At 65.4% G+C, this 14,115-nt stretch carries 16 protein-coding genes; 3 read left to right on the top strand and 13 right to left on the bottom strand.

Features of this window, described 5'->3' with window-relative positions; all coding sequences use genetic code 11:
* Positions 1 to 152 precede the first annotated feature (152 nt).
* Entirely contained in the window at positions 153 to 923 is a 771-nt protein-coding gene (locus tag VHC63_15325; GenBank protein ID HVV37980.1) for a hypothetical protein, read from the top strand.
* 5 nt (positions 924 to 928) lie between these two features.
* Here the strand turns inward: VHC63_15325 and VHC63_15320 are convergent, their stop codons facing one another.
* A complete protein-coding gene (locus VHC63_15320) occupies positions 929 to 1,276 on the bottom strand; it encodes a hypothetical protein (GenBank protein HVV37979.1) in 348 nt (115 codons plus the stop codon).
* Positions 1,277 to 1,286: 10 nt separating this feature from the next.
* Positions 1,287 to 1,634 (bottom strand): hypothetical protein, encoded by a 348-nt coding sequence (locus VHC63_15315; protein HVV37978.1) that lies wholly within the window; start codon positions 1,632 to 1,634, stop codon positions 1,287 to 1,289.
* An 866-nt stretch (positions 1,635 to 2,500) separates the two neighbouring features.
* Between VHC63_15315 and VHC63_15310 the strand changes: the two genes are divergently transcribed.
* The gene (locus VHC63_15310; protein ID HVV37977.1) at positions 2,501 to 2,779 is read left to right on the top strand and encodes a hypothetical protein; all 279 of its coding nucleotides are present in this window, start codon (positions 2,501 to 2,503) and stop codon (positions 2,777 to 2,779) included.
* Between the two features lie 164 nt (positions 2,780 to 2,943).
* On the opposite strand, the gene VHC63_15305 is transcribed toward VHC63_15310, so the two are convergent.
* From VHC63_15305 to VHC63_15295, 3 genes are all read right to left on the bottom strand, one after another.
* The gene (locus VHC63_15305) at positions 2,944 to 3,315 is read right to left on the bottom strand and encodes a hypothetical protein (GenBank protein HVV37976.1); all 372 of its coding nucleotides are present in this window, start codon (positions 3,313 to 3,315) and stop codon (positions 2,944 to 2,946) included.
* A gap of 144 nt (positions 3,316 to 3,459) precedes the next feature.
* The gene (locus tag VHC63_15300; protein HVV37975.1) at positions 3,460 to 3,681 is read right to left on the bottom strand and encodes a hypothetical protein; all 222 of its coding nucleotides are present in this window, start codon (positions 3,679 to 3,681) and stop codon (positions 3,460 to 3,462) included.
* 1,000 nt (positions 3,682 to 4,681) lie between these two features.
* A complete protein-coding gene (locus tag VHC63_15295; GenBank protein ID HVV37974.1) occupies positions 4,682 to 5,122 on the bottom strand; it encodes a hypothetical protein in 441 nt (146 codons plus the stop codon).
* A gap of 512 nt (positions 5,123 to 5,634) precedes the next feature.
* Here VHC63_15295 and VHC63_15290 point away from each other — a divergent pair.
* Positions 5,635 to 7,809 (top strand): tyrosine-type recombinase/integrase, encoded by a 2,175-nt coding sequence (locus tag VHC63_15290; GenBank protein ID HVV37973.1) that lies wholly within the window; start codon positions 5,635 to 5,637, stop codon positions 7,807 to 7,809.
* 735 nt (positions 7,810 to 8,544) lie between these two features.
* Here VHC63_15290 and VHC63_15285 read toward each other — a convergent pair.
* The 8 genes from VHC63_15285 to VHC63_15250 form a co-directional block, all read right to left on the bottom strand.
* A complete protein-coding gene (locus VHC63_15285) occupies positions 8,545 to 8,895 on the bottom strand; it encodes a hypothetical protein (protein ID HVV37972.1) in 351 nt (116 codons plus the stop codon).
* Positions 8,896 to 9,510: 615 nt separating this feature from the next.
* Complete coding sequence (locus VHC63_15280) at positions 9,511 to 10,005, bottom strand: hypothetical protein (GenBank protein HVV37971.1); 495 nt, start codon at positions 10,003 to 10,005, stop codon at positions 9,511 to 9,513.
* The gene (locus VHC63_15275; protein HVV37970.1) at positions 9,992 to 10,288 is read right to left on the bottom strand and encodes a helix-turn-helix domain-containing protein; all 297 of its coding nucleotides are present in this window, start codon (positions 10,286 to 10,288) and stop codon (positions 9,992 to 9,994) included. The genes VHC63_15280 and VHC63_15275 overlap by 14 nt, the downstream gene beginning before the upstream one ends.
* A 97-nt stretch (positions 10,289 to 10,385) precedes the next feature.
* On the bottom strand, positions 10,386 to 11,126 hold the full coding sequence (locus VHC63_15270) for a hypothetical protein (GenBank protein ID HVV37969.1): 741 nt from the start codon (positions 11,124 to 11,126) through the stop codon (positions 10,386 to 10,388).
* Between the two features lie 147 nt (positions 11,127 to 11,273).
* Complete coding sequence (locus VHC63_15265) at positions 11,274 to 12,590, bottom strand: hypothetical protein (protein ID HVV37968.1); 1,317 nt, start codon at positions 12,588 to 12,590, stop codon at positions 11,274 to 11,276.
* Positions 12,587 to 13,435: a bifunctional DNA primase/polymerase gene (locus VHC63_15260; protein ID HVV37967.1), complete on the bottom strand. Its 849-nt coding sequence runs from the start codon at positions 13,433 to 13,435 to the stop codon at positions 12,587 to 12,589. The genes VHC63_15265 and VHC63_15260 overlap by 4 nt, the downstream gene beginning before the upstream one ends.
* Complete coding sequence (locus tag VHC63_15255) at positions 13,432 to 13,608, bottom strand: hypothetical protein (GenBank protein ID HVV37966.1); 177 nt, start codon at positions 13,606 to 13,608, stop codon at positions 13,432 to 13,434. The genes VHC63_15260 and VHC63_15255 overlap by 4 nt, the downstream gene beginning before the upstream one ends.
* A 139-nt stretch (positions 13,609 to 13,747) precedes the next feature.
* On the bottom strand, positions 13,748 to 13,945 hold the full coding sequence (locus VHC63_15250) for a helix-turn-helix domain-containing protein (protein HVV37965.1): 198 nt from the start codon (positions 13,943 to 13,945) through the stop codon (positions 13,748 to 13,750).
* Between the last annotated feature and the right edge of the window lie 170 nt (positions 13,946 to 14,115).

Below are 14,115 nucleotides of genomic sequence, written 5' to 3'. Positions count from 1 at the left end.
CCGTCCATGCGCGGACCTTAAGCGTTTCTGGTGCATCCACGACAGGGTCTTTCTGTCGTGGAGACACCAGAACGCGCGCTAGGCGAGCACGGCGAAGAGTTCGTCGGATCTATTCACGATGACGTTGGCATAATGACGTGTACCTTCGCTGCGTGGCCTACGGGTTCGCCGAGAAGCTGGCACAAGCCGACAAGCGCGCCAAGCAAATTGGCGCCATGTGCGACGAGTGGGTAAAGCACAAGGTCGTTCGCCACGAAAAGGATGGCGCGACGGGCGTCCGTGTCATTCGGGTGTGGTTGCCGGGACAACCCGATGGATTGGAGCCAGCGATTAGCGAGTTCGCCCACGCAGCGCGGGCGTCCCTCGACAACATCGCGTACGCGCTCGGCGAGACTGCGGGTGCCGCGTTCGATGAGAAAGCGCGCAAGACGAGCCAGTTTCCGATAGCCACGAAACAGCCGCCGACACCCGCAGATTTCAACGCGTGCATCGGGTGCGTTCCGAAAGGCGCCCGCACGATCATTGAGAACCTGCAACCAACGGCAGACCCAGAAGCGAACGAGTGGCTTGCCAACCTTCGCGAGCTAAACAACGACGACAAGCATCATCTTGGGTTCACCGCTACGGGACACCAATCCGGTTTTGGGATCGGCGCCTCGCGGTTCTTCGACTCGATGACCATCGGTGTGTTGGCCATGCAGTCTCAGCCCGTCGATGACGACGGCGCGATCGAGGTCGGCAGATACTCGGGCTGCGAACTCACGATTGCTGGAAAGACCTACGACCGTGTTGCGATCGAAATCGACGCCGACGTCGACTTCGTCGGCGGCGTACTCAACGGCAAGCACGTTGCGACCGTCGTGAACGCAATAGCGAGCAACCTTCGCGACAAAGTCATCGCGCCGCTGTCGAAGTTCCTCTAAACGGCTCAGCAGCCGCGAGCGGCGAGCAGTTGCGCCCGATCGGTGCGGCGGAACGTGTCCCAATTTTTGTTCTCGGCGGCGATGCCCTCGTCGTCGCTCGGCTCAAGCTGCGCCAACGCGTCGGCGTGCAGCTTGCGGTCGCGAAGTACCGCCTTGCGGTCGGCGTCGGTGAGCTTGCGCAACGCCGCCTCGTCGGGAGTCGTGGCGTCGAGCGTCAAGGTAAGCGCGTTGGCATATCGGCGACATTTGATGTCGTGCTCGTGGTCGGCGTGGTAGTCGATGACGAACGCCGCCAGCGCGCCGACGGCGACCGTCGCCAGGGTGATGCGCCACGCGGCTACGACGCGCTTCATGCGCGCCACGTTACGGCGGTGGTGTCGCGGCGTTCGTTATCGCCGAGGCGCACGCGGGCGCCGCACCCGACGGCGCCCGCTTGACGCCCAGGTGACGGGCGAGGCGATCAGAGTCGGCGACCAGCTCGTCGAGTTCGGCGACGAGCGCGTCGAGGCGGCGCTCAACGTCGGCGCTGTAGTCGGGCGACAACCCGCAGAACCCGTCGATCATCAAGCAGTAGGCGTCGACGCCGCCCAACTCCGCGCCACCCTGGACGTGGACGACGACGTCCTCGGCGAGAAAGCCGCGATGCCCGCTCCTGTCGCGACGATTCTCTGCGGCGGAGAGTTGCTCCCAGAGTTCCGGGCAGGAAGCCATCGTCCAACGGTAGTGACGTTGTGAATTTGAGTCGGCCTGTAAGCGGGATTCTGAGTCGGCGGGTTTCGTGACCAGCGGGAACGTTCGAAACCTTCGCCTTGACCTGCGCTTTTGTCTCGTGCTAGCTCGCGCTGTCCCTCAATGTTTCTCGGCGTGTTGTGTCACGAGAGCGGTGTATGAGTTGTCTTAGCGGATCGTGGTGCCTAGGGTCGATCACGTGGTCGACAAGGACGAGTCGCCACTGCGCGGTTGCCTGCCCGTGACACTCATTTGCGGCGGGGGGATTCTGGCGGCGCTCTGGATGATGGGCGGACAGCTTGTTGTCACGTTCATCCTCGCGTGCGTCATCGTGTACGCCGGCATTGCTAGCGGGCTGTTCCTGGGAGTTCGCAGGCTTTGGCGCGCTGTAAGTGTCGTCGAACTCCCTCCAGGCCCGTCGCAGCCCATGGCGCCCGTCGTGGCGCGTCGATCGTCCGACGCCCCTCCGGCGCCGAGGCCGAGCGGCGAATCGAAGGCAGCATGGACGACCGCCGACGCTTCTGCGCTTCCTCCCGATCCCTGGGAGACATATCTCAACATGCTTGCTGCGCGGCGTCGACAGGCGGCGGACGCCATCAGTTCGAATGAAGTGGAGCTACTTCGCGACCGGTCCGAGCACCAGCGCCGATTGCGAAAACTGCAAGTCGAGGGCGGGCCGAGCGCGTGGGATGAACCAGGCACATGGCCAATGCCGAGCGAGTGGGACATCGAACTACGGGTGTTGTCGTACCGGCGGATGGGACTAGACGAAACAGCGAGACTCTTCATTGATCCCGGCCATCACAGGCGCTCTCGGATCACGAAGTTCCGGGGACGAGTTGCGCCGCATGGTTGAGGCGGGCGACGCCGTTTGGCTGACCGGCGAGATTCGCCCGACAGCCGACAGACGAGTCATGGACGTGACGCTGCACGCGAACATCGGGAATCCGGCACTGAGTAGTTCGAGTCTGGAGCTGTTGGCGCTTGTGTCGGAGGTGTCGGTCTATCGGTCTCGTCCACCGAGCCCCGAGGAAGTGCTCCAGGCCGCGTACGCCGCCGCCTTCCTTGAGCTGTCGGGCGAGTACGAACTCGGCGTCGGTATGACCGCGCACGCAGCGCGCGGTTAAAGCATGCGCCGCAACGAGAGCAAGTTGGCTAAGACGGGCTGAACATGGTCGTCAAATTCACGCACGCAGAATCCTGACCGCGGTTGCTTGTTCGGCAAGTGCGCGTTCGCGAATGTGGGGGTCGCCGCGCGACTGGTGACCCTTGTCGTGCTGGCAGTTTGCGTTTAGGCGTCGACGAAGTCCGCTTCGAATCCGATACGGGTGTAAATCGGCGCCTTGCCTTCGTTCCCGTCGGCAAGCGACCAGCCAGGCGTCGCCCCACCCGCGCCGTGAATGGCGGCGCGGATCGCGCCGCTAGTGATACGGACAATCTCGGCTTCGTCGCTGCCAGCAACGATCAACTCAAACGTGACCGTGCCGGTTGAGTACTCAGTACCGATGATCGGGTCGACGACTCGCTCGTCTTGCAGCAACTCTTCCATGACGTCGCCCAGCTGCTCTTCGAGACCCTGACGAAATTCATCCGGGGTGGCGTTAGGGCAGGAGGCCTGGACCTTGAACATGACGCGCAGCTCTAACTCATTGGATTTCGCCATGCCCATCACCACCTTTCCTGTTCCGCTTGCCCCAAGGTGTGTTGTCCTGTGCAACTAAGTATTACCTGTTGTAGAGCCATGTCTACCATCGGGAGTGCCACCTGGGGTCGGAATAGGGTCCTTCGGCGGCAATTCATTACCGATCTAATCGGTGGCTTCGGTGGCGTCACCATGGCAACAGATCACTGAGGCGTGATTGACCCGTTCGCGGTAATGGTTGGGGTTCGAGGGCGTCTTCGAAAAGGTGATCGAGTGATCTCCACAGGGGCAATGGAAGATCGTGTAGCCCTTCTTAGTGGTGCGGGCGATGACCCAGCCCATCTCGCGCATGTTCGCGAATCCGTCTTCGCGTTCGCTGTCGGCCACTGACGGCCCCCCTCAGCACTCCGTTACCAAATCTCGTGGTGCGCCTCCGCGAACGCAACGAACGCCAAGCTTACATCGGTGTTCTTTGGCAGAAGAAGAGCGCTACTCGGGTCCGCGTGGCTCACGCGTTCCAGTGAGTGCCGCCGGCGCGTCGGCCGCGCATCCGTGCCCCGGCACCGACCAGCACGAGCGCCCCACCGGCCAGAATCCACGCATCGGCACCAGTAGTCGGCAGTTGGCCGGTCGGCGTGGTCCGTGACGATCGCACGACAGGCACGCGGTCGAACGGTGCGCGGTTGGACTCGCACGCGATGCCGTCGTTGTCTTGATCGAGGCGGTCAGGGTCTGACGGGTCGGCGCGGAGATGCGCCTGCGCTGCCGCCTGGCTCGGGAAGTCGGAGCAGTTCTGATCGTCCGGCGCGGCTGTTGTTGTCGTCGCGGGCGCCGTAGTTGTGACTGTCGTCGGCGGCGTGCCCGTCGTTGTCGTTGTCGCGACCGTCGTGCTGGTCGTCGACGACGAGGTGGTGGTGCTCGTCGTCGTGCTGGTGGTCGTGGTGGCCGTCTGAGCGAAGGCCGCGGCACCCAAGGACGACAACACGATCACGAACCCAGCCACGATCAATCGACGGCGCATGAGAATTGCTCCCCCCACTAGTCCGTGACAGAACGCTACTCACGCGCGGGCGCGTATGCACCAGAACCACTGGCGAACGCGTAGCGGTCCCGCCGACTCTCTTCCATGCGCTGGACCAAAGTCGGCGGGACCAACGACGAAGGTACGCGGCGGCGGGCGAGTAGGACAAGTGTCCTCCGCTCCGGGGGTGGGTGACGCTGGTCCAGCGAGCCGCGACCGGCCCGATGCGGACCTCGCCGAGAAGATCGACGGGATGCGCAACGAACTCGACGACCTGACCGCGCGAGTGGCCGCGCTTTCGGATCAACCTCGCGCTGGGGCGACGAGCGCGCGCCCTACTGCCGAACGTGTGCCGTGACGAACCGTTCACGTCGGCGCCCGATGATGCATTGAGCGATCAATGACAAGCCACACGACTCCCAATGCAACCATCGCCGTCGTCAGCACCACCGAAGACATCGTTCCCGGCTGGTGAGCTTGGTACCAGTTGGTAAGCGCAGCCGAGGCGTCGACAACAAGGGTGATTCCGACTGCGAGACGTTCGTGTTCATGTTTCCACACGAGGTAGCCGCCGATTAAGGACCCGACGACGAACACCCCGCATGGCAAAGCAATACCGGCGACGCGGGGGACTAGCCAGCCGGGGGTCCCGTCGAATCCCCACTGCAATGGAATTCGCGGACGATGGCGTGTTTCGGTCACCGTTTGGATCGCGATGAGTGAGCACACCACGGCGCCGAGCCCGATCGCCGCGATGGCGAGGATGTGATGCGATCGACGCTGTGGTCCCCTGTGTCGCCCTGCCATCTAGTGGCGTGTCGAGGCCGTACTGCGAGCGCGCATCGCTGGCGCCGACGGCTGGTGATGGCAGCGAGGCTCGCGGATTCTGTGCACGCTCGGCTTTTGCTGGGCTCGTACGCCTACATCTGGTTCGCGTCGTCGCCGGCTTAAGTCGATGACGATCGCGACGAGCGCGAGCGCGGCGATTACCAATGGTGTCGCGTGAGGGCCCCACGTAACCAGAGCTGCGGCAACCGCGCCGAGGGCGACACCGACTGACAAATCACGAGTCTTTGCTCGCCGCGCGTCGTACACGGCCGCGGATACTACGGCCCGCTTGCCGGTTGCGTTTCTGTTCGTTCGGCGTACCGTCGACGAGCGCAGGAGGTCACGCCATGACGCCGCAATACTCGCCTTCGTTGCGCCTGAGGGACCTCGCGACCGATTACGCCGCTGACCGGGCGGCGCTCCACATTTGGCAACCGAAGACCGCTAGGACGGAGCGGTCTCGGCTTTTCAGGTTGTTCACCGTCGCAGGAGTGACACGGATCGACGAGCTGGGCGATATCCCTGCTGACTGGCGTCAACTGATGGCAGACCTGACGCCATACACCCAGGCAAATAGACGAGCTTCGTTTCGTGGGTTCGTGACGTGGCTATTCGATACGGGAGTCATCCCGACCGATGAGCGACTCCTCGATATCCCGACGTCGAGCGCGCGACACAGGTCCCGGTTGGACAACGCTCGAATCGATGTCGAGCTTGTGCTTTCGACGGCTTCGCCACGCGAGGCGTTGGTTGTGGCTCTCATGGGGTATTGCGGCTTGCGCCGAGTCGAGGTTGCGCGGCTGACGTGGGCATGTGTGGATCTTCGGCGTCGAAAGTTCATTGTCCGTGGGAAGGCCGGTCGCGAGCGAGTGCTGGATCTGCGCGACGCATACGACCACGTCGCGCGTGCGCGCGGCCCGTTCGCACGGCCTGATGGCTTCGTCGTGGCGTCCGAGAGACGCTGGCCACAAGGGCTGAATGAAACGAAGATCTGGTTGGAGGCTCGAAGGGCACTCGACCGGGCAGGCGTGTCCGCTCCGCCAAAGGCGCTACGGGCGGAAGCTGTTGCGCGTTTGGCCGAATCCGGTGCGAGCGTGGAACAGCTACGCGCGTTTCTGGGCCACGACGATCCGAGCGCTATCGACGACTATCTGCCCCGGTTCGTGACTGATCCGGTCCGCACCGTCAACCGCCAGCCGGGTTCGGGCGATCGTCCCCGGCCGGAAAACGCGTCGCCGGCGCGCTGGGCCTTCCGCTGGGCGCTGTCTCCAAGCGCGTGCGCTGGTCCAGTCACGGGCGAGCTTGCGTCGCTCTCCGAACTTGTCGAGTGGTATCTGGAACGACGACGGTCAGATTGGCTTCCCGTGACGTACGCCAGTCAGGCGCTCATGCTTCGACAGTTAGCAGCCAGCGCCGATCTGTTGACCTATGACTCCGTCCGCGCATGGCTGACGCAGGGAGAGTGCGCTCGCAACACGGTTCGCGTCCGCACCATCTCGGTACGTTGCTTCATCCGCGAGCTGCTGGCGGCCGGGCTGATCGTCGCTGACCCGACAAAAGCGCTCAAGACGCCCCGTCTCGTCGCGAACGCCCCGCGACGACTGTCCGACGACGATTGCGCGGTGCTGTTGAAAGCGAACCGTGGCCCAACGGTCACGCTCATCCTGCTGCTGATGTTGTGCCACGCGCTCACGGCGACGCAGATGCATCGCCTCGGCATAGGCGACGTAGATGTGGATCACCTGGTGCTCAAGCATCCCGAAACGGGATTGATCCCACTCAGCGTCGAGGTCGCCTTGGCGGTGCGGAGACATCTCGCGGCTGGTGATCGGACGAATGGCCCGCTGTTTGTCGGCGCATCCGGTCAACGGATGTCCCGCCAACGGATTACAGGCACGGTGCTCTCAGCCTTCAAGCGGGCCGAACTGTCGGGAAGCGCGAAGACACTGCAAGCGACGGCAATCGCCCACTTCGTCGAGAGCGGCGCCCCCGTCCATGCGATCCGCGACGCGGCCGGACACAAGGCGTTGTCGACAACCTTTCGTCACCTGCAGGTCGGGCAAGAGGCGGGATCACGAGAGTTCGCCCCACGGGCCTGGCCGATCCCAAGCTCGCCGGACAGCCAGTACTTCACGTTGCGCGAGGCGGCGCTCGCACTCGGAATCTCGATCGGCTGGCTGGCAACAGTACGCAGACAAGCAAACGTTGTTGGCTCCCGAACACCGACCGGCAACGTCGTCTTCACCACCTCCGATATTCACACGCTCCGGGGATACCTCAACGCACATCGGCGCGGGAACCCGCGCCACGTACCGGCGCGCATAGCTGAACAGATCGTGCGACTGCACGACGATGACGATCGACCATTCGCGTGGATCTCTCGCCATCTGAACGCAGCAAGAGCCGCGACCGGCGAGGCTGCCGTGTGGACGCCGTACCGGATCGCGGTTGCCTACCGAGGAGGAAAAGCGCCATGGACCTCGAACGACTTATCACCGAGTACATCAACGAGCGGGTCGCGCTCGACGAGATCCAAGGCTCAACCGCCACCGCAACGGCAGCGACGCTGCGACACCTCGCCGAGTACATCGCCGAGTCAGACACAAACGACGTCACCGAGCACGCGATCCGCGCATGGCTCAGCAACCCATCGTGGTCGGCCATGACCAAGTGCGGATATCTCAGCCACATACGCGGATGGTGCGACTGGCTCAGCCGTCACCATTTGGTCGCCATGAATCCCTGCGCATCAATACGAGGCCCACGCCGCCCCAGGCGCGTCCCGCGGCCCGGCACACGAGCACAAATCAAGGCGCTGTACGAGCAATGCGAAACCCTCGACGACAGGCGAATCGTGTCACTCATGGTTCAAGAAGGGTTGCGCTGCGTCGAAGTGGCGAGACTCGATTGGCGCGACATCGATGCCGAGTCCCTCGTCGCAGCCGTTCGCGGCAAAGCAAGCCACGAACGCTACGTACCGATCTCGACTGAATCCCAAAAGCTGCTGAACATCACCGAGAAGCCCGCCTCTGGCCCCGTCGTCACAGCCCGCCGCCGAGACGGACGAGCCACACCACGAGCCGTCTCGCATCGCGTAAGCAAACTCGCGCAACGAGCCGGGTTACCCCTCCGCGCGCACGACCTGCGAGCGACCGCAGCCACCGACATGCTCAACGCAGGAGCCCACATACGAGACGTGCAATCGATCCTCGGTCACGCCCACCTGACGACAACCGGCAAGTACGTCAAGCCCACTTGGGCGCACTTGGAACAGGCGATTACGGGACGCAGATACACCACCACATGACGCCCGAACCTCGCCTTTCGGCGGGGGTTGGCCGGGCGCTCGTGGCGTGAACGGCGCGGCCGTCACAAAGGTGTAGCGGATGGGCCCTAGGCACCTACTGCGTCCACAAGGACACGTCGAGGGCGCCCTCGAGGAACGGGAACCGCTCGACGACCGCAGGCGCGATCGCGACGGTCCACCTAAGCCCTGAGCGCACGTTCCACGTCGACAACGCCTCGGCGACCTCGCGCTCGACCTCGGGTGCATTGACGCCGTTGATGCGTGCGCGGTGGGCCTTCGCCTTGAAGCCGAGCCCGTTTACTTCGGCACGCCCAAAGTGCAAGACGAGGTTGCATTCGGTGCACGCCACCGCGAAGCCCGTCACCGTGGCGACGCGGCGCGCCTCGTCGTAGTCCCACTCCTCATGGCAAACAAGCGCGTGGTGGTGGCGCCGCAGTAGTCGCACGCGCCGCCATGCTCGGCTCGCACCTGCTTGCGGAGGCCTTCCAACGCGCACGGGGAAGGCGGTTGGCAAGGCTGCCGCGCCGAAGCGGCTTGGCACGAGTTCGATGCGCAGGCGACTTGCCACGTCACGGAACGGTACGCCGACGGTGTGACGCCTAACCGAGGGGCGCTTAGGAGGATGTCACCCGCGAGGAACATCACGACGGCGGATTGGAGTGCCGCATCGGCGAGCTACTCGGCCCGCCGCTTTGACCAACGGGCGACCTTTCCGACGCGACGGCAAGGTCGAGTTCGGCGGCGAGCACTACCGCTTATCCAAGGGCCTCGCGTATGCGGTCGAGCCGCGCCGTAACTATTTGGGAGGCCGCCGCGAACTGCTCGCCTGAGTTCGCGACGCGAAGGACCGCCATGTCTGCGCGCAACCGTGCAATGTGCGAGCGCGCCACAGGTGAAACGCGTTTGCTGGGCTGCGACGGCGGTTTCCCGAGCATGTGCTCGACCATTGCGTTCGCGACCTCCAGGCGCCGACGGTCTATATCTGCGAGGGCCGCCAACTGTTCGCGGTTGTGCGGGCCCGGCAACGGCCGCCGGAGCCCGGTGGTGCGCGAGTCCGCGTTCATGCGCCCACCGCGCCGTGCTCGCTCAAGTGTCTGCGGACGAAATCAAGCTGCCCGCACCGGTCGAGATATTCCAACGCACGCACCAGGTCGCGCGCTTGGCGCTGCCCGCGGTCTCGCCACGCCTCGCGAACGATCATCAGTTGTTGCGCCAGAACGACACCACGACCGCGGCCCTCATCGAGACCCAACAACACGTCGATCGCACCATCCAACGCCGCCGGGTCAGCTAACACCGCCTCGCCGTCGCGCAAGTCACGCGCTACGCAGGCGGTGCAGCACTCGCCGGGGAAGGCCCAGCCGAGTGCAAACCCGTTGCCCACGTGGCTGCTGGCGTACGCGGCCGTGGCTCCGAACGCCTCCGCGACGAGGCGGTCGTGGGCTTCGATAGCCAATTGGCGCGGCTCAAAGCCACCGGGAACTTCCGACTCCCGCTTGCGAACGATCGAGACCGGCGAAGCCGAGTCGTCGGACTGCCGCTTATTCCGGTCCATTGCTCAACTCACTCTCGCGACGCGCGCGTAGGCGGGCGACGTAGTCATCAAGGTCTGCGCGGGCGACCCGCGGTTGGCCGCCGACCTTGATGACCGGCAGGTCGCCGGCCCGGACGAGGCGCCGAACGGTGCGGTCGCTCGTGCGCAGCAGACTTGCGACCTCGTCGTACGTGAACACCATCGGCACGAGCCAATCATCGGCGTTGGCGCCCGAAGCGCCAAGCGTTGGCCGCTCGTGGCCGCCATTGACCACAAACGCGAGAGCAGCGAGTGCCGACGGCATCGCGACGCCCTGTGATCGGCACCATGCGGCGTGACCATCAAGCGCGCGACGCAAGTGCCGACGTGCGCCGTCATCGAGCCTCAGCGCGTACAACTCGCTAAGCGGCGTCATCGTCGCCGTTCGGGTCGAGCAACGCGTCGCGGCGGTCGCGCACGTTCCAGTGGTGCCAGCGGCCCTGCTCGCGCACGTACGCGAGACCAATGGCATGCCGGGTTATCCACGCGTCGAGTCGACGCAACGCGGCCTCGTCGGCGGTCGCCATGAGTTCGCGGCTACGGCGCCCCAGCCACTCAATCAACGGCCCGTCGGCCCGCGTCGAGCGCCAGCCGTCGGGCAAGTCGGCCTCGGCCGCAATGTGGTCGGCGAGTTCGGCGTCGGTCATCGCCCGTCCCATCGCCGGGGCGGTGGAGACCATCGCCGTCACCGCCTGCACGAGCGCCGCCTCGCTCACCCGGTCGCGGGCGTCAGGGTCGGCCGCGCTGCGCACGTCGGCGAGCGCGATCCGCAGCTCGCGGGCCGCGGGCACGCTCCCGGCCTCGACCATTTCCGCCAGGTCGACCACGAGTTCGGCCTCGGCGGCGTCAACGGCGTCGAGCGACGGCGGCAACGAGCTAAGCCACGCCCGCACGGCGTCAACGAGGCCACGCTCGCCCGGCTCGTAGCTGGCGACGTCGGGCGGGGGTGACACCGTCGGGGGCGACGGCTTGGGCGGCGTCTTGCGGGCCTTGGCGACCCGGCAGGCGTCACTACACCACTTGCGTGGCGTCGTGCCTCGCGAGAGTGGGATCGGGTCGCCGCAACCGGCGCAGGTGGGCATCTCAATGGCCTCCTGGGGCATCGGCGGGCTTGTACGAACGTGAGCGCGAACCCAGGAGGCCTAACGAGGCCAGGGTTGAGAGCGCGCCAGCGGCCCTAGGGATTGCGAAGCCCTTGGGGGTGCGGCCGCGCGTTACTTCGCATGATTCGCTTTGTTCGCCGGGGTAGATCACTGGCGCCACTCGCCTTGCTTCGCTTTGTTCGCTTGTTCCGCGTATGCGGGAGCGAAGATGACGTCGATCGGTCGGCCGCGGGTTGGTGACGAAACCGCGATGACCTTGCCCTCGGTGATGAGGCGCGAGCGGGTGCGGTCGAGAGTCTTGGCGTCCTTGTGACCACTGAACAACGCGCTTTGTTCTTTGCCGGTAAGCCCGGCGGGGCCAGCCTTCGTGACGGCCGTCATGAGAGTGTCGGCGATCGGGTCGCCCGTGACGTCGCCCCAAATGAAACGGGCCGATGCTTCGGCGTAGCTCCACACCGCGTGAGCAGCACGCACGTGCGTCGTGGTGATCTGGTTGGTGCCGTCAGCAATGGCGTAAATCACTGACAGACGCAACAACAACGCTTCGGCTCTTGCCGTGATTGCACCGACGAGACCGTCGTCGACCTGCTCGGCAAGGTCGGTATAGATCGAAGCCCACAACGCCTTGGCGTCGTCGTCCCGCGTCAGCGTGCCGATCTTGCGCGCCTCCCCCAACGCCCGGCGAACTAAGCGAACCAAGCGATCAAACTCAGCGGGCGGCAACGCGCCGCCCTCGGGCAACAACTTGGACCGCCTCGCGAGGATGACCAAGAACCGGTTGGCAAAGCCGTTGGCAACCTCGGTGTCGCTCAGCTTGCGGCGCAGTTCCTCGACGGTGATGTGGGCCAGGACTGAGATGTGCGCGCCAGCGGCGTGCATCGGGTCTTTCTTCGTCATCACGCCGATGTCGCCCGTGTCGAACGCGTCGCGGAGCACGGCCGACACCGTGTTGCCGTCGCGCGCCGCCGCTGTCAACGTTCGTGCGAACTCGGGCTCGACGGCAAGCAACCGCTTGTCGGTGGGCGCGCTCTTGTCGTCCTCACTCATCGGGTCGCGCACGGCGGCGATGAGACCCTCGCCCGTGGAGAGGCCCCCCATCACGCGCGTCTTGCTCCACACCTGATCGGCCTCGGCGAACAGGCGCGAGATTTGCCGGTGGGCGGTGCCTTTGCGGCCGCGCGAAGTGGCGCCGACGGTCACCGCGTACAGCCGGGCCGGGTGTTTCGCGCCATCGGCGACCGCGTGCGGTCCCGCGCCCACGGCGTTCCCGAACTCGACGAGCGCGTCAACAAGCAGCGCGGCCCGGTCGGCCTCGGTGTGCGGCTCCAACGTGCGCACAATGTCGCCAAAGATGCCGTGCAGCGCCGCATCGCCGAGCGTCGGCCAGCCGCCCGCGGCCGCTTCGCCAAGGTCGATGCTCGCCGCAAGCGCGTCGATGGTGTCGTGTACGTCGACGTGGGTCATGTGACCACCGCCCGCAACGCACGCGCCGCCGCTGTGAGGTCGCCGCCGTAGTGCAACGCAGCGAAGGCGCCGAAGCGGTCGTAGCTCGTGTCCGCCAGCAACGGCGGCGCCGACGACGTGAACACGTGCAGCCGGTCCGTGCCAAGGGCGTTGGTCGTCGCCGAAACTCCGGCGCGCTTGCCCGGTCGGCACCAATAGCCAAGGTCGCCGCGCTGGCCAACAAAGCGCCAGCCGTGCGGCTCCAAAACGTCCGACCACGACGTCGTAGCGTTGAACACGTCGCCCGGCCGCGGCGCGGCCGATGCGTCGTGGTGACGCATCGGCCGCGCCTCAATGACGGGTGGCCGCAACAGCTCGACAACATGCGCGGGCAACGCCGCAACTTCGGCGAGCGGGCGCATCCATTCGTAGCGCTGCCCGTTCGGATGCACCGACGGCGGCAGCACGACGTAGCCACGCCCACCGACTTTCACGTCGACGCCCGGCCCGAGCTTGTGCGCGCCGTTCATCAACTCGCCGAGCGGGCGACGAAAGAACAAGTGACGCCCGCCCGCGCCGGTGACCGACGTCAACGTCGACGGCAATGTGCCGAGCGCGGCGAGCGATTCATCGCCGCCGTTACGCGGGTCGACGTCCAGCACCACGAGATGGTCGACAACGCGCGCACCGATGTTGGCGCGGGGATACTTCCGCGCCCACCGCGCCACAAGTGCGAGGTCGGTGGTGCCATCGCGGTGTCCGTGCGCCGTCAACGGCGCCTTGCCGCGGTAGCACAAGGGGAACACCGACCAACCGAGCGACGCAAGGAAGATCGCCTCGTCGGCAAAAACCCGGTCGGCCGTCACGCAATGACCTCAGGTTGTGCGAGCACGTCGAGGTCGAGCAGCGCGTCGTCGAGGGCATCGGCGATACGCCCCGTGAGGTCGTGCACCAACCCGCGCGCCAACGCGCCGAGGGCTTGCTCGTCGCCGCCGTACTCCCGGTGCAACGCCGAAATGGCCTCGATCGCGCGCGCCACTAAGTCACCTCGTCCTGCGTTCGTCGCGACGACGACAACGCGCGTTCCAGAACTACGAGCGCGCGCCGGTCAGTCGGCGGGGTAGGGAGTCCTTGGCGGCGGCGGGATTCGATGACGGCGCGCCTGCGTTCCTCGGCGGTCATTTCGTGCCCGCCCGCAACGCATCGAGGCTCTCACGGCGCACTCGCCACACGCGCCCGGCGCGATACGCGTCGAGGGCGCCGTTCGCGATCAGCGCGTCTACGGTGCTAATCGCGATGCGGCACAAGCGCGCGACTTCGCGCTTGGAAAGGTCGCCGTCGTCGCCAATGATTTCGTCTTTAGTTGGGTTGCCCAAATTCGCGTTTCCTTGCGCGCGTCAGCAGGAATGGGGATTGCATACGGGGTCACACCGACCTTGGGCCGGGCGTACAACGGTCGCCAAGCGATGCCGTTGGAGGCATCGAACACGAGGATTAACGGGGCGTCAATGGGTTCGACGTATAAAGCTTTAACTTGTCAAACGCC

The organism is Acidimicrobiales bacterium, from assembly GCA_035546775.1.
Lineage (GTDB): Bacteria > Actinomycetota > Acidimicrobiia > Acidimicrobiales > JACCXE01 > JACCXE01.
Note: the sequence above shows the minus strand (reverse complement) of the source record. Positions and strands in the feature narration are given on the sequence as shown.